The 19,152-nt window shown below is 75.4% G+C and carries 10 protein-coding genes; 6 read left to right on the top strand and 4 right to left on the bottom strand.

The features are described 5' to 3' along the window. The first annotated feature begins 81 nt into the window (after positions 1–81). A complete protein-coding gene (locus EMA09_RS10700) occupies positions 82–1,518 on the top strand; it encodes a condensation domain-containing protein (RefSeq protein WP_168220694.1) in 1,437 nt (478 codons plus the stop codon). Beyond that, positions 1,515–2,300: a thioesterase domain-containing protein gene (locus EMA09_RS10695; protein ID WP_129840836.1), complete on the top strand. Its 786-nt coding sequence runs from the start codon at positions 1,515–1,517 to the stop codon at positions 2,298–2,300. The genes EMA09_RS10700 and EMA09_RS10695 overlap by 4 nt, the downstream gene beginning before the upstream one ends. Positions 2,301–2,353: 53 nt before the next feature. Here EMA09_RS10695 and EMA09_RS10690 read toward each other — a convergent pair whose 3' ends face one another. After that, positions 2,354–3,613 carry an XRE family transcriptional regulator gene (locus EMA09_RS10690; protein WP_240796342.1) on the bottom strand — a complete coding sequence of 420 codons (1,260 nt, stop codon included), beginning with the start codon at positions 3,611–3,613 and terminating at the stop codon, positions 2,354–2,356. Positions 3,614–3,952: 339 nt separating this feature from the next. On the opposite strand from EMA09_RS10690, the gene EMA09_RS28295 reads away from it, so the two are divergent. The 4 genes from EMA09_RS28295 (at position 3,953) to EMA09_RS10675 (ending at position 8,822) form a co-directional block, all read left to right on the top strand. Continuing rightward, complete coding sequence (locus EMA09_RS28295; RefSeq protein ID WP_168220693.1) at positions 3,953–4,102, top strand: hypothetical protein; 150 nt, start codon at positions 3,953–3,955, stop codon at positions 4,100–4,102. 212 nt (positions 4,103–4,314) lie between these two features. Beyond that, positions 4,315–6,072, top strand: a complete 1,758-nt coding sequence (locus EMA09_RS10685) for an asparagine synthase (RefSeq protein WP_168220692.1) — start codon at positions 4,315–4,317, stop codon at positions 6,070–6,072. Next, complete coding sequence (locus tag EMA09_RS10680) at positions 6,069–6,803, top strand: lasso peptide biosynthesis B2 protein (protein ID WP_129840833.1); 735 nt, start codon at positions 6,069–6,071, stop codon at positions 6,801–6,803. The genes EMA09_RS10685 and EMA09_RS10680 overlap by 4 nt, the downstream gene beginning before the upstream one ends. A 162-nt stretch (positions 6,804–6,965) precedes the next feature. Then, entirely contained in the window at positions 6,966–8,822 is a 1,857-nt protein-coding gene (locus EMA09_RS10675) for an ABC transporter ATP-binding protein (protein WP_129840832.1), read from the top strand. A gap of 22 nt (positions 8,823–8,844) precedes the next feature. On the opposite strand, the gene EMA09_RS10670 is transcribed toward EMA09_RS10675, so the two are convergent. From EMA09_RS10670 to EMA09_RS10660, 3 genes are all read right to left on the bottom strand, one after another. Continuing rightward, entirely contained in the window at positions 8,845–9,117 is a 273-nt protein-coding gene (locus tag EMA09_RS10670) for a transposase (protein WP_206305933.1), read from the bottom strand. Positions 9,118–9,348: 231 nt separating this feature from the next. Further along, positions 9,349–13,893: a type I polyketide synthase gene (locus EMA09_RS10665; protein ID WP_129840831.1), complete on the bottom strand. Its 4,545-nt coding sequence runs from the start codon at positions 13,891–13,893 to the stop codon at positions 9,349–9,351. 38 nt (positions 13,894–13,931) lie between these two features. Beyond that, a complete protein-coding gene (locus tag EMA09_RS10660) occupies positions 13,932–19,112 on the bottom strand; it encodes a non-ribosomal peptide synthetase (protein WP_129840830.1) in 5,181 nt (1,726 codons plus the stop codon). Positions 19,113–19,152: the final 40 nt, after the last annotated feature.

Raw genomic sequence — 19,152 nt, 5'->3', positions numbered from 1 at the left:
CAAGACCGCCTCGCACGGTCGCCCCGGCGCCCGGGATGTGCCATGGTCGTTCCGCATCCGATGCGTGGGAGGGCGGGCGGAATGGCCGGGGAAGCGCGGACGGGGAACGATCTGGCCGGACGTCTCGACCGGCTGACGCCGGACCAACGGGCGCTGCTCGCTCGCAGGTTGGCGCAGCGCGGGGTGCCAGGACCGTACCGGCCGTCCGCGACGCAGTTCGGCATCTGGCTCTTCGAACAGCTCGATCCCGGCACCTCGACGTACCACAACCCGGCGGCCGTACGGCTGTCCGGGCCGGTCGACGAGGACGTGCTCCGCGCGGCGCTCCAGCGGATCCAGGACCGCCACGAACCGCTGCGCTCGCGCTACCCGGCCGACGAGGACGGCGTCCCGCGCGCCCTCGTGGAACCGCCGGGCGCGCTGCGCCTGCCCTGGCGGGTGGTGGACGTCGGCGGTCTGCCCGATCCCGAGGGGGAGGCGGCGCGGATCGTGCGGGATGAGGCGGTCACGCCGTTCCGGCTGGACCGGGGACCGGTGTGGCGCTGCCTGCTGGTGCGCACCGGCCCCGACGAGCGCGTGCTGGTCACCACGTTCCACCACATCGTCTCGGACGGCGGCTCGCTGGGCGTGCTGCTCTCCGAACTCGGCGCGCTCTACCCGGCGTTGCTGGCGGGGGAGCGCCCGGATCCGGCCCTGCCCGCCACGGGCTACTTCGCGCTCGCGGCGAGGGACACCGCAGCGCCGGGCGCGCTGGAGCACTGGCTCGGGACGCTCGACGGCGCGCCGGACCGGATCGACCTGTCCGCGCTGGCCGGGCCGCCCGACGGGACGCCCGAGACGGCCGCCGGACGGAAGTGGGCGGGCCACGAACGGGTGCTGCGGGTGCCGGACGACACGGCCACCGCGCTGGAACGCCTGTGCGCGCGCCACTCCGCGAGCCTGTTCGCCGGCCTGGTGGCGGCGTCGGCGGCCACGCTGCACCGGGCGAGCGGCCAGGACGACCTGGTCATGACCACCCCCGTCGACCGGCGCGACCGCGAGGGGCTCGCGCTGATCGGCTGCTTCGTCAACACGGTGGTCCTGCGCCTGCGGGTCGGCCCCGACGACCGGCTCGACGCGCTGCTCGACCGGGCCGCCGGGGTGGTGGCCGACGCGCTCGCGCACAGCGACCTGCCGTTCTCCCGGCTGGTCCCGGCACTGCCGCGCCGCGGCACCGGACGCAGCCCGTTCGGGAACGTGGCCGTCGTGCACAACAACGCGCCGCTCGACGGTATCCGCCTCGGGGACCTGGAGCTGAGCCACTACCCCCTGCCGCCGGTGGAGGTGAAGCACGACCTCGCCCTGTCCTGGAACCGGCGGCGGGACGGGCTGTCGGGCCGGATCGAGTACGCCGCGAGGTTCCGGGACGCCGCGGTGGAACGGCTCGCCGGGCACCTGCGGCACACCGTGGAGACGCTGGCGACCGCGCCCGCCACCCGCGTCGCGGACCTGCCGCCGCTGCCGGAGCGGGCCGGATGACCGGCACCACGGGCGCGGGACGGCGCCTGTCCGGCTCGCCCTGGTTCCCGTACGCCGCCGAGGAGAGCGACGCCGCGACACGGCTGTTCTGCCTGCCGTACGCGGGCGGCGGCTGGACCCTGTACCGGGACTGGCAGGACGAACTCGGCCCCGCCATCCACGCCGTACCGGTGAAACTCCCCGGCCGCGCGGAACGCCTGCACGAGCCCGCGGTGCCCCGGATGGACCGGCTCGCGGACCTGCTCGCCGCCGAGATGGCCCCGCTGCTGGACCGGCCGTACGCGCTGTTCGGCATCAGCATGGGCGCGCTGCTGGCGTTCGAGACGGCCCACCGGCTGGTCGCCCGCGGACTGCGCGCCCCCGACCGGCTCTTCGCCGCCTCCTACCGCGCGCCGCGGGAACCGTTCACCACGCCGCCGGTCCACGGCCTGCCCGACCCGGCGCTCATCGAGGTGCTGACGCGCCTCACGGCGACCCCGCCGCAACTGCTCGCCAGCGCCGAGCTGATGCGGCTCGTCCTGCCCACCGTACGGGCGGACTTCGCCTGCACCGAGACCTACGTGCGCCCCGACCGCCCGCCGCTGCCGGTCCCGGTGACGGCCGTGCGCGGCCGGTACGACGACACCCTGACCGGGGCGCTGGTCGACGGCTGGCGCGCCGAGACCTCCGCCGGCTTCGAGCAGGTGGACGTCCCGGGCGACCACTTCCTGCTCCACGGCGACCGGCGCGAACTCACCGCGCTGGTCCGCGAACGGCTGACACGGGGCCGCCGGGACGCGTAGCCCGTGGGGGGGCACGGAAGGCCGCTCCCCCCCCCACGTCCCGGTCACCGGGATCAGGCGGGCAGGGATGCGAGGCGCTCGCGGAAGTCCTGTACGGCTGCCGTGCTGATCGTGCTCATCTGATCGGCGAGATCGCGCAGGGGGCTGGCCGCGCGAGGGGAGTTGATCTCTTCCGCCAGGTCGAGCGCGTGGTGCGCGGTGGCGCACGCACGATCGGCGTCGCCCTGGAGCCATTGGGCGTCGGCCTGGCGGCCCAGAAAAAGCACACGGGTGCGTACCCGGTCGGCCGGGAAGAGGGCGGCGGCCTCGATGTATGCCTGTTCGGCCCGGCCGGACTGGTCGAAGTCCAGGTGTGTGGAGCCGGTGACTCCGGCGAGTTCGGCCGCATCGAACCAGTAGACCCACTCCGGGTCGGGGTTCTTGGGTGTCTCGTGCTCGGAGGCATGCAGCAGCTCGGCGGCGCGGCCGAGGTCGGTGAAGGCGGCCTGGTCGCCGCGCCGCGCGCGGGCGCGGGCGCGGCGGGAGTGGAGCATGGCCTCCACGCGGGGCGTGCTGCGGCCCCGAGCGGCGGTCAGTGCCGTGGCGATCATGTCTTCGGCGGCGTCGGGGCGGCCGGTGGCGCCGGCGGCGATGGACCAGAACGCCAGGATATGGCTGCCGAGCACGGGGTCGCCGGAGGCGTGAGCGGCACGTAGAGCGGCGTGGAATACAGCGTCGGCGCACTGGTCGTACGCGTCGAACTGTGCCCAGGCGTGCATGCGCGCGAGGTCGGCCGCCGCGGCGTGAAGCCGGGCGCCGTGGGCGTCGCTGTAACTGCGGGTTTTCAGCAGGCCGACGACGAAGGCCAGGGCGGCGGTTGTCTCGGTGAGGAGCTGCCCGCCGCCGTCGATGTCGTCGGCGTGTCTGAGCTGACGGACCCGTTCCTCGACGTGACCGACTGCGGCTTCGCCGAGCCGCCGCCCACAGGTCATCTGGCCGGCGGCGACCGGATCGGCGGTCAGCCACATCCACAGTGAGGTGGTGAGGGTCGTGCCGATCAGCTGTGTGACGTGTCTGCGGTTCATCGCGGTCTCCCCCCTGGACACTTCGGCGAGTGCTGCGGTGGCGCCGGCGGCGTCCCAGGTGTAGCGGGTGGGCTGCTGGAGCGGGTCCAGGCTCAGCCAGCGGGGCCACATCTGTGGGTCCGCCGCCTCTTGAGGTATGCCCAGTAGTTCGGCGATGAGCCGCTGGGTGGGGGGATCGGGACGGCGGGTCCTGCCGGTCGCCGAGGCCGGGCGCTCCCAGCGGTACACGCCGTCCTTACGGGTGCCCACCGGCACACCGCGCTGGGCTCCGAGCGCACACAGGCGCCGGGCGCATTCGTGTGCGCTCCAGCCGCGTGCTTCACGCGCCAGGGTCAAGGGGTGTGTCATCAGCCGTCCACTGCGTGGGAGTTGGGCCGAACACAGGCACGTTAGCGGCTGGTCGGGGCTGGCGGAACAGCGCCTCCTGGGTGCTCTTCGGGTGCTCTTGGGAGCACCCGGGGAGCACCCGCTGCACCGCTTCCGTCACCGTGGATGTTCGGAGACCGTGGTGGCACGCCGCCGCACTGCCTCCCCGGCCGGACGCCGGGACCCTGGGTGGTCGGCGGGTTCTTCAGTGGAGGTACTCCGATGGACATCGACGAGACGCAGGTTCCGGTCCCCGCGGCCACCGACTACTCCCCGGCCGCCGTGATCGAGCTGGGCACCGTCACCGGCGCCACGCTCGGCAACAAGGCCCACGACCCGGCGGACGACACCCAGTACTGGAACGCCAAGTAACCCGGTACTCCGGCTGAGGCCGGCGCCCGGGGCGGCCAAAGATGTTCAGGCCGGCCGCCCCGGGCGTCCTCATTTCCGCAGCACGATGGACAGGGAGGCACGAGGTGAACCGCTATGTGGTCGGAACAACCGCCGGCGGCTCCAGGCCGCCGGGCGTCGAACCGCGCGGGGGGACCGGGCTGCTCGCCCGGCCGCACGGTCGGATGTGGTCCGTGGGGCACGCGCCGAAGGAGTGCGTCGTCACCGCACTGCCGGGAGGGGAGGGGGCGCGGCTGGTGACGGCCGGGGGCTGTCTGGCGACGGCCGCCGAGCGGCGCGCGGCCGTCACTGCCGGCCGCAGCGGGGACCTTGAGCCTGCGCGGGTGTTGCCCGGCTCGCACGTCACCGTGCTGGACACCGGGCGGGAGATGTGGGTGTTCGGGGATGGGGCCGGTGTCGCGCCTGTGTACTGGGTGGAGCACGACGGCGGGGTGTGGTGGGCGACGGCCGCCGCTGCGCTGGCCGCGCTGACCGGTGCCGGGCCGGACCTGGCCTGGCTGCTCGGCGATCTCGCGCTGTGCGGGGTGGACTTCCGGCTGACGGCCGCCCCGTTCGAGGGGGTGCGGCGGGTGCCGCCGGGAAGCGCCCTGGTCCTGCGCGGCCGTGCCACGCCCGACATCGTGCCCCTCCCGGGCTCCACCCCCGCCCGGCTCGGCCTCGCAGAGGGCGCGCAGCGGCTGCGGGAGGTGTTCACCGAGGCGGTGACCCGCCGCGCCCACGCCTGGGAGCGGGTGACGACCGATCTGTCCGGCGGAGTGGACAGCAGCACGGTCACCTGCCTCGCCGCTGCTCAGAAACCGGTGCTGTCCGTCACCTACACGGACGCGCGGATGGACCGGGACGACGATCTGCTGTACGCCCGGCGGATCGCGGGGGAGGTCGGCGGCATCGAGCACCGGGTCATCGACGCCCGGCAGGCCGGTGTGCGGCACTTCGACGGCTTGAACGCCCCGGCCCTCCTGCCGGCCACCGATCTGCCGTCGATGTCGCTGGGCCTGCTGTCCATCCTCGCCGCCCGCATGGCCCCGGTCGTCTCCCACGGCTGTGGCGCGCACCTGACCGGGCGCGGCGGGGACAACGTCCTGGCCGCCCCGTCCAGTCACCGGGTGGACGCCTTCCTCGCCGGCCGCCGCCTGGGCGCGGTCCGGCTCACGAGCGGCTTCGCGCGCGCGTGCCGGGTCGAGCCGTGGCGGGCCTGGCGCCAGCTCGCCGTCACGGCCACCACCCCCTACCCTCGCGCGCTGGAACACCTGGCCGCCCGTATCGCCGTCCCGCTCCCCGACAGGTGGCGGCCCGGCGCGTCCGATGCGCTGGCGTGGTGCTCGGCGACGGCCGCCGCCCGCTGGCTGACCCCGGCCGGGCGACGCGCGGTCGCCGATCTGGTGGCCTCCCGGGTGCCGCACGCCGCCGCGCACACCCGGCCGGGCGCGCTGCACGACCGGCTCGATCTGGAGTGGATGGCCGGCGAGCACGCGACGTTCGACTCCATCGCCCGCCAGCTGTGGGGCGTGGGCGTGCACGCCCCGTTCCTCGACACCGCGGTGACCGACGCCTGCCTGTCGATCCCGACGTTCGAGCGCGCCCGGCCGGGCGTCTACAAGCCGCTCGCGCGGGCCGCGTTCGCCCGGCTCGTGCCGGACTGGCTGCTGACCCGGCAGACCAAGACGCTGTTCACCAGCTCCGTGTTCGACGGCCTGGCCGGCAACGCCGGGGCCCTGCGCCGCATCGTGGCAGGCTCGCGCCTGGCAGCAGCGGGGCTGATGGATGCGCGCCGTGCGGCGGGCGACCTGGAAGCCGGGATCGCCGGGGCGCCGGCCCTGCTGGGCGCCCTGCACGCTTTGGTCGTCGCTGAACTCTGGCTGACCCGCATCACTGGAGCGACGTTCGCCGCCTGGTGGCAGCCCGCGGCCGACAGGAGCGTGCCCGCATGACCCCGACGCTCTACACCGCCGCCCTGCCGGGCGGCGGCGCCGCGGTGATGGACGTGCGCGCCGGCCGGGGCCGTTGGCAGCACCTCAACGCCACCGCCGCGCGGCTGTGGGAACTGCTGGCCGACGGCGACGATCCGGCGCTGGCCGTGGAACACCTCGTCGCCGCGTTCGCAGAACAGGGCGCCGACCCGGCGGCCGTCCGAACCGACCTCTCCCTCCTCCTGGAGCAGTTGCGGGCGCTCGGTCTGCTGTCCGGCACCGCCGCCGAAGCCGCCTCGGTGCCGACGGAGGTGACGGTCCGCCCGGCTCTGCCGGAGGAGACACGGCTGCGCGTCGGCGAACGCGCCGCCGGCGCGGCTGGGCTCGTGCTCGCGCTGATCCTGTTGCGCTGCGCCCCCGTCCGCACAAGCATCGCCGTCGGCCGCGCCGTCGCCCGCCTCCCGCTCCACCCGGCCGGTCCGGACCGGGCGGACCGGCTGTTCGCCGCCGTGCGCCGAGCCGGACGCGCCTGGCCGGGCCGGGTCGCGTGCCTGGAGGAATCCCTGGCCTGCTACCTCGCTGCCGCCCTGCGCGGCCGGGGTGTCGCCTGGGTGATCGGCGCACGGACCGCGCCGGCCGGCGCGCACGCCTGGAACGAGGCTGGCGGGCAGGTGATCGGACAGGACGCGGGCGACCGGGTATGGCCCTACGCCCCCGCCCTGGCGCTGAGTCCCCGGACCCGCTGGAGATAGGTACTGGCGTTCGCCACCCTCCGCCATGCGGAGGGACCGTGACACCCGTTCGGATGAGTCGTTGGCGACAGTGTGACGACTTCTCCGGACTCCTCCGCTCCAGCCGTTCCAGCCGTTCCAGCCGCCCGCCGCCGACGCCGGGAACGGCGCCGGCCGGGCGGTGTGGCCATCCCGCGCTACCAGGTCAGCGGCGAGCGGCACGACGACGCGCTCGACACCTCCTGGTGGACCATCGCCCGCCGCCTGCCCCGCCTGTCCGGCATCGCCGTCCGGCTCGCGTGGCAGGCGGCGCCGCGCGCCGTCGCACTGACCGGCCTTCTCCAGCTCATCACCGGGGCCGTCACCGCTCTGGGCCTGTACGCCACCACCAGCGCGCTGACCCCACTGCTGGCGACCGGGCCGACCGGGGACCGGGTGCGCGAGGCACTGCCCGCGCTGATCATCGTCACCATCGCCGCCTGCGCCCGCTCGATCGTCGCCGCGCTCACCGTGGCCACCACCTCGCGGATCGGCCCGCGCGTGGACGGAATCGCCGAAGCCCGCTATCTCGAAGCCACCACCAAGGCCCCTCTCGCCGCCTACGACGATCCGGCCTGGGCCGACCAGTCCGAAGCAGCATCCCGCGCCGCCAAGGACGTGCACCTCATGACCGAGGCCCTGACGTCGGTGACCACCGCCCTGGTGTCGATCGCCGCGGCGGCCGGCGTCCTCCTCCAGCTCCACCCGGTACTGCTGCCCCTGCTCCTCCTCGCCGTCGTGCCCCGCGGATTCGCGGCTGTCCGTGCGGCCCGCGCCGCCTACCTCGCCGACCGGCACACCCTCGCCGACCGGCGCCTGCGCCACTCCGTCATTTTCGAGACCTCCAGCCGGGAGAACGCGTTGGAGGTCCGCGCCTACACGCTCCGCCCCTGGCTGCTGGGCCGCTTCCGCGACGTCGCCACCCGCCTGGAAGACGCCGCCGCCGAGGTCGGGCGCACCACCGCCCGCCACCAGCTCGCCGGAGACGCCGTCGCCGGAGTGGCGACCGGCGGCGTCTACGCCGCGCTGCTGTGGCTCACCGCCAGCGGCCACATCGCCCCGGCCGCCGCCGGCACCGCGTTCATCGCCGTCCAGACCTCCGGCCGCCTGCTGATCGGCCTCGTCCAAGGGGCGAACACCACCTACAAGACGGGCCTGTACCTGGCCGACTGGGACGCCTTCCTGCGCGACACCGCCGCCCGCAGCACCTCTGCGGACCAGGCTGAGCCCGTCCCCGCCGACCCGCGCGTGATCGAGGCCCGCAGCGTCACCTTCTACTACCCGGGCAGCGCGCTGCCCGCGCTGAAGGACGTCAGTGTCCGCGTCCGGCGCGGCGAGGTCCTCGCGATCGTCGGCGCGAACGGCTCGGGCAAGTCCACCCTTGCCAAGCTCCTCGCCGGCCTCTACACCCCCACCGCCGGCACCGTCACCTGGGACGGCACCGACCTGTCCCGCACCGACCCCGAACAGCTCTGGCGCAACCTCGCGATGCTGCCCCAGGACTTCGCCCGCTGGCCGGTCACCGCCCGCGAGAACATCACCCTCGGCCAGGGCGACCAGGACGAACGCAGCATCGCCGCCGCGGCGGCGGCCGTCGGCGCGGACACCGTCCTCGACGCCCTGCCCGACGGCCTGGACACCAACCTCGCCCCCTCCTGGTGGGGCGGGCGTGACCTGTCCGGCGGCCAGTGGCAGCGCATCGCCGCCGCGCGCGCCATCTACCGAGGCGCCCCCGTCCTCATCTGCGACGAACCCACCTCCGCCCTCGACCCGCTCGCCGAGGAAGCCGTCTACCGCCGCATCCAGACCCTCGCCCAGGGCCGGACCGTCATCCTCATCACCCACCGCCTCGGCGCCACCCGCAGCGCGGACCGCATCCTCGTCCTCGACGGGGGAGTCATCACCGAGGAAGGCACCCACGAATCGCTCCTCGACCGCGAAGGAACGTATGCGGCGATGTGGCGCGCCCAGGCCGACACCTACGTCGCCACACCGGCTTGAACACCCCGGGAGCCCGATGTACTCACCGGTCGACGTCGATGACCGCGGTCCCGGACGCGGTGAGCACCCGGGCGAGCTCGGCCCCGTAGGCACCGGTGCCCTCCACGCCGACCGCGGTGGGCGTGCTGTGGCCGCGCATCCAGCCCAGCAGATCCCGGTAGCCGCCGATCGTGGCGGGAGACTCCTGATCGGCGAGGTGCCGGCCGACCGGGTCGATCACCGCCGCGTGGTGGGTCAGGCCGTGCGTGTCCACTCCGCCGGTGATCTCCCGGGCTTCATGCGTCGTGCTGGTCATGTCCGGTCCCTGCCGCTTGTCCGAGCCGAGGGCGGCACGCGCCGGTCGGGCGGGTGGACAAGACAGTGACGGGGCTTCTGCGACAAGCTCCTGTGAAGTCACAAGCGCCCGTCCGGCCGCGTGCATGGTGGCCCCACTGACACGACGACAAATCCCGAACGAGACAGTCAAACACGTCAGTCAGGTGGCGCGTCAGACGCATCAGCAGGACCACCACTCACATCATCACTGTCAGGCGTTCTCCTCGCCCTCGGTGTCGAGCGCGGCCTCGATGTCCGCGCTCGACAGCCCCTCGATCTCGCTGAGCAGCGCTTCGAGGTCCGCCGGGGCGACATCGCCGACCGCCAGGTCCGCGGCCCGGTCCGGTCCGGGCGCTTCGGCCGGCGGTGTCTCACCGGCGGCGCGGATCATCTGGGCGATCGTGGCCACGGTGGCCTCCTGGAAGATCTCGCCGAGCGGCAGCTCGATCCCGTGGGCGTCCCGCAGCCGGCCGACGAGCTGCATGGCCAGCAGGGACTGCCCGCCCAGTTCGAAGAAGCTGTCGCGGACCCCGATCTCGTCGATGCCGAGCAGGTCGCGCCACATGCCCGCGACGTACTCCTCCGTCTCGTCGCGCGGCGCGACGAAGGGGACGGACATCTTCGGCCGGCTCTTGGCCGTCCCGGCGGACGCGGACTTCGCCGGTGCGCCCCCGGCCGGCGGCGCGGCGGCGCGGGAGTCGGCCTCGGCCCGCCTGGCCAGTGCCTCGCGCGCGTCGGGGTCGGCCGCGCACACCGTGAACGGCCCCTCGCCCGCCGCGGTCAGCAGCCGGTACAGCTCCTTCGCCTCCCGCGGTCCGCAGTCGGCCGCGTCCCGCGGCCCGGGGGCGTCGGGCTCGCGCCAGTGCTCCCACTGGACGTTGAGCCAGCGGCGCTCGGCCGTCCGGTTGCGGAGCGCCACATAGGTGTCGGCGTACCAGTTGGCGGCGGTGTAGGCCGCGCCGCCGACCCCGCCCAGCAGGCTGGAGAGCGAACCGACGATCAGGCAGCGGTCGTACGCGACGCCGTCCAGCGCCGCGTCGAGCGCGTGCAGTCCGGTCATCTTGGTGGCCATGTGCTGCGCGAACAGTTCGGGCGGGGAGTCCAGCACGGCCCGGATGCCGTCGGCCACGGACATGCCAGGGGTGTAGACGACGCCGGCGAGCCGGCCGTCCGGCCGCGCCGCCTCGCGGACCGCCTCCGTCAGCGCCGCGGTGTCCTCGGCGTCGCCCCGCCGCACGGTCAGCCGGTCGCCGCCGAGCGCGCGCAGCTCCGCCAGCTCCCGCCGTGCCGGCGGGGCGAGCGCCGCCGGGTCGGCGCGGTCGTAGAGCACCACGCGGGCGGCCGGGTCGCGCAGGATCTCCGCGGCCAGGGTGCGGCCGATCAGGCCCAGGCCGCCGACCAGGAGATGCGTGCCGGCCGACGCGGGAGCCTGGTTGCCGACGTGCGTCCTGACGTGCGCGCGGACGAACCGGCTGCGGCCGCGCAGGGCCACCGGGGACGCCTGCGACGCCTCGTCGGCCAGCTCCGCGACCAGGTCGGCCGCCGTCTCGGACAGGCGCTCGCGCGGATCGCGCGGGTCGAGTTCGACCACCCGGCAGGCCCAGGACGTCTCCTGCGGCACGACCCGGCACAGACCGACGGCGGTCGCCAGGCCCGGACGCACCGGATCCTCCCCGGTCACGTCGAACACGTGGCGGGTGACGTACAGCAGCCGGGGCGGCCGCGCCCCGCCGGCCGGCAGGAGGCCGAGCAGCGACCGCAGGCCGAGCGCCTGCTCCCGGTCGGTGTCGTCCCCGGGGGCGGCGTCGAGCGACCGCAGGTGCACCACGGCGTCCGGGCGGGAACCGGGCGCGGCCAGCGCCGCCCGCAGTGCCGCCGCCGGGTCGGCGCCGGCGTCCACCGTCGTGACCCGGCCGCCGAGGGCCGTCAGCCGCTCGCCCAGGGCCGCTCCGACGCCCGACCGGTCGGCCAGCACCAGGACGTCGCGCGGCACGCTCCCGGCCCCGGCCTCGCGCGGCACCTGCGTCCAGCGGGGCCGGTGGATCCACTCCTCCGGCCCCCGGGGAGCCGCCTCCTCCGGGGCGGCGGCCGCGTTGTCCGCCGGGGCGTCGATCCAGCACCGGGTGCGCTGGAACGGGTACGTGGGCAGCGGGACGCGCAGGCGCGGGTGCTCGTGGGTGCCCTGCCAGTCGATGCCGACGCCCTGGTGCCACAGTTCGGCGAGTCCGTCGAGCAGCGCAGCCCGTTCGCTGCCCCGCTGGTCCGCGCCGGGCATGAGGGTGGCCACCGGCGCGTGCCGCTCGCCCAGTTCGGCGCCGGCCAGGGCGGCGAGCTGGCGGCCGGGACCGGCCTCGACCAGGACGCTGCCGGGCGGCGCCGCCGCCTCCCGCAGACCGTCGGCGAACCTGACGGTCTCGCGCAACTGCCGCGCCCAGTAACCGGGGTCGGTGGCCTCCTCGTCGGTGAGCGTCCTGCCGGTGACGCAGGAGACGACCGGGATCGCCGGCGGATTGAGCGCAGCCTTCGCCACCTCGGCGGTGAAGTCGGCGACGACGGGGTCGAGCATCGCGGAGTGGAAGGCGTGGGAGACCCGCAGCCGCCGGCTCGCCACGCCGTCGGCGCGCAGCCGGGCCTCGAAGGCGTCCACGGCCTCGTGCGGCCCGGCGACGGACACGAGCGCGGAGCCGTTGACCGCCGCGATCGACAGGTCCTGCCCGCCGATCAGCTCGCGGACCCGGGCCTCCGGAAGCGGCACGCCGAGCATCGAGCCGCCCGGCAGGTCCGCCACCATCCTGCCGCGCGCGGCCACCACCGACAGCGCGTCGGGCAGGCTGAAGACGCCCGCCAGCGTCGCGGCCACGTACTCGCCGATGCTGTGCCCGAGCAGGGCCGCCGGTTTCATGCCGTACGAGAGCAGCAGCCTGGCGAGGGCGTACTCGACGGTGAACAGCGCGGGCTGGGCGAGGTCGGTGGCGGTCAGGCCGTCGGCCGACGGGTCGCGGCGGGTCAGCAGCAGCGGCCGGAGGCGGCCCGCGACGTCGGCGGGCATGAGGGCGAGGCACTCGTCCACCGCGTCACGGAACACCGGCTCCGTTCGGTGCAGTTCGGCCCCCATGCCGACGCTCTGGCTGCCCTGGCCGGGGAAGAGGAGGACGAGGGGGCCGCCCCCGTCGACGGTCTCCGAGGTGCGGATGCGCGCGGAGCCCCTGGCGCCCAGGGCGCTCGCGGCGTCGGCCAGGTCGCGGGCCACCACGCTGGCGCGGTGCTCGTGCTCGATCCGGCCGACCTGGAGGGTGTAGGCCACGTCGGCCAGTACGGCGCCGGGGTGCTCGCGCATCCAGCGGGCGGTCTGCTCCATCCGCTCGGCGAGCGCCGCCTCGCTGCGCGCGGAGAGCACCACGAGCTGGCTGTCGGGCGCGGGCGCGCCGGCCGCGGGTCCGGGGGCCTCGCGCAGCACCGCGTGGGCGTTGGCGCCGCCCATGCCGAGCGAGTGCACCGAGGCGTGGCGCGGCCGTCCCGGCTCGCCCTCCATCGGCAGCAGCTCCGTCGGCACGTAGAACGGTCCCGAGGCGAAGTCGATCTCGGGGTTGGGCTCGCGGAAGTGCAGCACCGGGGGGATCGACCTGTTCTTCAGGCACATGACGGCCTTGATGAACCCGGCGACCCCGGCGGCGGCGTCGAGGTGGCCGATGTTGGCCTTGACCGAGCCGATGGCGCAGTAGTTCCTGCGGTCGGTGGTGAGCCGGAACGCCTTGGTGAGCCCGGCGACCTCGATCGGGTCGCCCAGCGGCGTGCCCGTGCCGTGGGCCTCGACGTAGTCGATGACGTCGGCGGTCAGACCGGCCGACGCGACGGCGCCGGCGGCGGCGCGGGCCTGGCCGTCGACGCCGGGCGCGGTGAAACTGGCCTTGCCCCGGCCGTCGTTGCCGATCGACGTGCCGGCGATGACGGCGTGGATGTGGTCCCCGTCGCGCAGCGCGTCGTCGAGGTGCTTGAGCAGGACGGCTCCGGCGCCGTTGCCGACCACGCTGCCGGTGGAGCCGGCGTCGAAGCTGCGGCAGTGGCCGTCCTCCGAGGCGGTGGCGTTCTGGAGGTAGCCCGCGTTGTGGGGCACCCGCAGCGACGCGCCGCCCGCGATGGCCATGTCGCACTCGCCGGCCAGGATCGCCTGCGCGGCGAGGTGGATCGCGGTGAGGGAGGTGGAGCAGGCGGTCTGCACGGCGACGGCCGGGCCGTGGAGGTCGAGCTTGTGGGCGACCCGCAGCGCCAGGTAGTCCTTGTCGTTGCCGATCATGGTGGCGTGGTCCCCGACCGCGTCCAGCATCCGCCGGTTGCCGACCAGGTTGACCAGCAGGTACGTGTTCATGGTGGAGCCCGCGTAGACGCCGACGAGCCCCGGGTAGCGGGCCGGGTCGTAGCCCGCGTCCTCGAAGGCCCACAGGGCGCACTCCAGGAACAGCCGGTGCTGCGGGTCCATCAGCTCGGCTTCCCTGGCGACGTACCCGAAGTAGTCGGCGTCGAAGTCCTCCGCCCCCTGCAGGGCGGCGGACGCCGGTACGTAGCGGGGGCTCGCCCGCAGCCGGTCGGGCACTCCGGCGGCCCGCAGTTCGTCGTCGTCGAAGAACCGGATCGACTCGACGCCCTCACGGATGTTCTGCCAGTACTGGTCCGGGCTGTCCGCGCCGGGGAACCGGCAGCCCATGCCGATCACCGCGATGTCGGCGGGGATCGCGTCGTTCTGCTTCTGACCGTTCAACTGCGCTCCAGAGTCGGTCCGGGCAAGGGGACGGAGGATCAGAAGGTGATCCGGATGTGCTGGGCGCCGCGCCGCCGGGCGCGGCCGGTGACCCGCGGGAGGTCCGCCTCGTCCGGGGTCCCGGTGTGCAGCAGGGCCTCCAGACGTGCCGACAGTTCCGCGACGGTGGGGAACTCGTAGAGCAGCAGCAGGGGCAGCCCCGGCAGTTCCAGTGCCTCTTCGAGGCGGGAGATCAGGGGTGCCACGAGCAGGGAGTGCCCGCCCAGGTCGAAGAAGTTGTCGTGGGACCCGACGCGCGGGACGTCCAGCACCTCCTGCCAGACCTCCGCGACCCGGCGCTCCACGGCCCGGGTGGGCACCTCGCCGCGCTCCGGCGCGGGGGCGGCCGCCGCGAGGCTCTCCGCCAGGCGGACGCGGTCGAGCTTGCCGTGCGCGGTGCGCGGGAGCGTGTCGAGCGGGACGATGCGGGCCGGCACCTCGTGCGCGGGCAGGTGTTCGCCCGCCCAGGCGCGCAGCGCCGGCACGCTGAAGACGGGTCCCGGCACGACACCGGCGGCCAGGCGCCGCCGGTTGCCCTCCCCCTCGACCACCACGACGGCGTCGAGGACGTCGGGGTGCCGCAGCAGGACGGCCCGTACCTCGTCCGGCTCGACGCGGAAGCCGCGGATCTTGACCTGGTCGTCGAGCCGCCCGAGGAGGACGAGATCGCCGTCGGGACGCAGGCTGCCGATGTCGCCGGTACGGTACCGGCGCTCGCCGTCGGCGCCGGTGGTGAAGGCGCGGGCCGCGCTCCCGGCCCCGCCGAGGTAGCCGGCGGCCACCCCGGGGCCGCCGATGACGACCTCGCCGAAGCCGCCCGGCACGGTCGGGTCGTCCCACGGGTCGTGGACTCCGACCCGCGAGCGGCCGGTCGGCGGTCCGACCGGCACGATGCCGCTGCCGGTGGCGGCCCCGGCGGCGTCGATGAAGCGCATCGAGCAGTTGATGCTCGCCTCGGTCGGCCCGTAGCCGTTGACGAAGACCGCGTCCGGTGCCACCAGCGCGGTCAGTGCACGGAGCGCCTCGTAGGTGAGCATCTCGCCGCCGAGCACCACCGTGCGGACGGTCGGCATCGCCACGGCCGCTGCGGCCAGTTCGGCGGCCAGGGTCGGCGTCAGGTAGAGGATGGTCAGCCGCTCCCGCTGTACGAACTCGGCGTAGCGGGCGGCGGACAGCCGCTCGGCCTGGTCGGGGAAGTGCAGGGCGGCGCCGAACAGGACGGTGGTGAACACCTCCTGCAGGCCGAAGTCGAAGGCGAGCGACAGGGTCTGGGGGAGCCGGGTGCCGGGGCCGAGGGCGAACCGTTCCCGCTGCCACAGCAGCAGCGGCAGCACGTTGGCGTGGGTGATCGGCACGCCCTTCGGGGTGCCGGTGGTGCCCGAGGTGTGCACCACGTAGGCCAGGGCCTCGGGTCCCGGCGGCCCGTCGACGCGCACCGCCGGCGGCGGCGCCGGATCGTCGAGCACGACCACCGGGCGGCCGGGGACGAGCCGCGCCGCGCGTGCCGCGTGCTCCCGGACGGTGAGGACCGCGGCGACGCCGGCGTCCGAGGCGACGAACCGCAGCCGCTCGTCCGGGAAGGCGGGCAGCAGCGGCACGATGCCGCGGCCGGCGGTGAGGGCGGCCAGCAGCGCCGTGACGAACCGCGGCTCGGGCGGCAGCAGCAGGCCGACCGGTTCGCCGGTGCCGGGTCCCACAGCCCCCACGAGCCGGGCGGCGGCCGCGGTGACCTCGGCGGCCAGCTCGGCGTACGTCACCGTGCCGGCCGCCGACACGACCGCCGGGGCGTCGGGGTGGGCGGCGCAGGCGTCCGCGAAGTGGTCGGTCATGGTGCGGGACGGCTCCGGCAGCGGGCCGCGGCCCGTGGTGAGTTCGGCCAGGCGGGCGCGCTCCGCGTCCGACAGGACGGTCAGGCCGGCGATCGGCGTCGCGTCGTCGGCCACCGCCGCCCCGGCGACCCGCAGCAGCCGCCGGCCCAGTGCCTCGACGGTGCCGCCGTCCAGCGTCTCGGTGGCGTACCGCAGCACCAGGGTCAGCCCGCCGTCGGACTCGGCGACGCTCACGTCGAGGTCGGCCAGCGCGGTGGTGTGCCGCAGCGGTTCGGCCTCCAGGACGAGGCCGCCCACGCGGCAGGCACGGCCCGGGATCTCCTCGGCGAGCGCGGACAGGCCGTCCGGGGCGCCCGGTGGCGTGGCGGTCCAGCCGAACATGGTGGCGAACAGCGGCCCCCGGGCGGTGTCCCGGGCCGGGCGGACCGCTTCGGTGATGAGCGGCAGGGGGTACTGCCGGGCGGCCAGCGCGCGCCGGAAACGGACCGCCGTGTCGCGGACCAGCCCGGCGAACGAGTCGTCCACCGGCACGTCCAGCGGCACCGGGAGGGTGTTCACGCAGTAGCCCACCACCTGGCCGGAGCGGGCGTCGGGGCGGACGGCGGTCGGCACGCCCACCACGAACCGGCGTTCACCGGACAGCCGCGCCAGCAGGACGCCGTAGCAAGCGAGCAGCACCACGAACGGCGTGGTGCCGAGCCGGCGCGCGGTGTCGCGGACCCGCTCGCTCAGGTCCGTGCCGAACGGCAGCCGCAGCAGGTCCCCCGACCAGGTGCGCGCCGGGGGGCGCGGCCGGTCGAGGGGCAGGCGGAGTTCGCTGTCCGCGCTGTCGGCCAGCAGGTCGATCCACTGCTCGCGCATCCGCGCGCCCGCGGGGCCGGTCACGAGCCGGTGCTCGGCGGCGACCGCCTCGGACATGCCCGGCGCGGGCACGGGCGTGCCGGCCGTGCCGTCGAGCAGCGCGCGGTACCGGTCGCCCACCTGGGCGAGCAGCAGGCCGAGGGACCACAGGTCGGCGGCGATGTGGTGGACCGACAGCAGCAGGACGGGGTCCTGCCCGCCCGGCCGGATCAGGGTGACCCTGGCGAGCGGCCCGTGCTCCGGGTCGAGCGGGTCGGCGGCGCGCGCGGCCAGCAGCGCGTCGAAGCCGTCGGCCGGGGTGTCGACGACGGTCAGTTCCGGGGCGGGCGCGGCGGACGGGTGGGCGGTCACCCGGCCGTCCGTCACCGACCACCGGGTGGTCAGGGCCTCGTGGCGGCCCATCACGTCGCGGACCGCGCGGGCCAGCACATCGGCGTCCACGCCGCCGCGCAGCCGGGCGGCGCGCGTCACGGCGTACCGGGACTCGCCGGCGGTGGAGTGATCGAGGAACCACAACGCCTGCTGCCCGGCCGACGCCGTCGGCGCGGGACCCCCGCCGGAGGCTCCGTCCTGCTCACCGGGTGGTGGGTCCCCGCCGGTCGCGCCGCCGCGCACCGCCGCCACGAGGTCGCCCACCGTGGCGTCGTGCAGCAGCTCCTCCAGCGGGACGGTGACGCCGAAGCGCTCCTGCAGGGCGTGCTGGAGCTGGACCGAACGCAGCGAGTCCATCCCCAGCTCCGCCAGCGCCCGGCCGGCCGGGAGGGCGGCGGCGTCCGGCACGCCGAGCACCTCGCCCACCAGCGTGCGGAGCGCGTCGCCCGGCCCGGCGGCCCGCGACTCCTCCGCCGTGCCCGCGTCCGCCGCCGGCTCCCGCCGGAGGGTGCCGGAACGGTAGGCGTCCCGGCAGGCGCGCCGGCGGATCTTGCCGCTCGACGTTTTCGGGATGGTGCCCCGGCGGATCAGCACCAGGTCGTCCAGACGCAGCCCGTGCCGGCGGGCCACCTCGGCATGGACCGCCGACCGGGCGTCAGGGCCGGCGTCGCCCCGGGTCTCGGCCACCACGACCAGTCGCTCGCCGACGGCGAAGGCGGCGACGCAGCCCTTCCGCACCGCCGGGCACGCCCGCTCGACCGTGGCCTCGATGTCCTGCGGGAAGTGGTTGCGCCCGCGCACCACGACGACGTCCTTCGCGCGCCCGGCGATGTGCAGCCGGCCGTCCGCGAGGAAACCGAGGTCCCCCGTGCGCAGGAACGGCCCGTCGCCGTCCGCCGTCCTGGCCGCGAACAACTCGGCGCTGACCTCGGGCTGCTCCCAGTACCCGGCGCCGATGCTGGGGTCGGCGGCGCGTACCCAGACCTCGCCAAGCCGGCCGTCGGGGACCGGGGTGCCGTCCGGCCCGACGACCAGCAGCGTGTCGGGCGGGGCGCCGCAGCTCACCACCGTCTCGCCGTCGCCGCCGGGGACCCGGGCCGTGCCGGGGGCGTCGGCGGAGTTCTCGGCCGAGACCAGCAGCGTGCACTCCGCGAGGCCGTAGCTGGGCGTCATCGCGCCCGGGGCGAAGCCCGCCGGGGCGAACCGCTCGGCGAAGGCGGCGACGGTGTCGGGACGGACCGGCTCACCGCCGTTGATGGCCGTCCGCCAGGTCGAGAGGTCGAGACCGCGCAGGTGGTCGTCGGTGACCTTGCGCACCGCCAGTTCGTAGGCGAAGTTCGGCGCGGCGCTGATCGTCGCGCCGAAGCCGGACACGGCGCGCAGCCAGCGGACGGGGCTCTCCAGGAACGCGAGCGGCGACAGCAGGACGCAGGTCGCGCCCAGGTGGAGCGGGTGCAGCACCGAGCCGATGAGCCCCATGTCGTGGTACAGCGGCAGCCAGCTCACGACGACGCCGTGCTCGTCCTGCCCGTAGGTCTCCGCCATCCGCCGCTGGTTCGCGGTCAGTTGGCGGTGACTGACGACGACCCCGCGCGGAGTGCCGGTGGACCCCGAGGTGAACTGGAGCAGCGCGGGCGCCCCGGCGTCGACGGCGGGCGCGCTCCAGCCGGCCGGTGCCCGCGCCGAGCGGTCCAGGGGGTCGAGGACCACCGCGCCGGGCGTCCCCGCGGTGATCTCCTCCATGGCCCACGGCAGGTCGGTGAGGACGGCCACCGGCCGGGTCGCGGCGGCGATGTCCCGCGCCGTGTCGATCTCGCGCCGGCCGACCGGCGGGTAGACGGGCACCGCGACGAACCCCGCGTACCAGCAGCCGAGCAGGTCGACGACGAAGGCGAGCCCCGGCGTGTGGGCGAGCACGGCCCTGCTGCCGGGCTCCCCGAGGGCGCCGAGCCGCGCGGCGGACGCCCGTGCCGCCGCGTCGAGCTGGGCGTACGTCAGGGAGTCCGTGACGTTCTCCCCGTCGCCGAGGAATCGGAAGGCGATCTTGTCGGGGCTGTCGCGGGCGTGGGCGCGCAGCCGGTCGGTCAGCGTCGTCGGGGGCGGCGAGAGGGAGGGCATCGGTGGGTCTCCCGTCGGAGCACGGTCAGGAGGGGCCGGG

Source organism: Streptomyces sp. RFCAC02 (genome assembly GCF_004193175.1).
Lineage (GTDB): Bacteria > Actinomycetota > Actinomycetes > Streptomycetales > Streptomycetaceae > Streptomyces.
The sequence above is the reverse complement of the archived record's forward strand: the minus strand, read 5'-3'. Positions and strand labels throughout refer to the sequence as shown.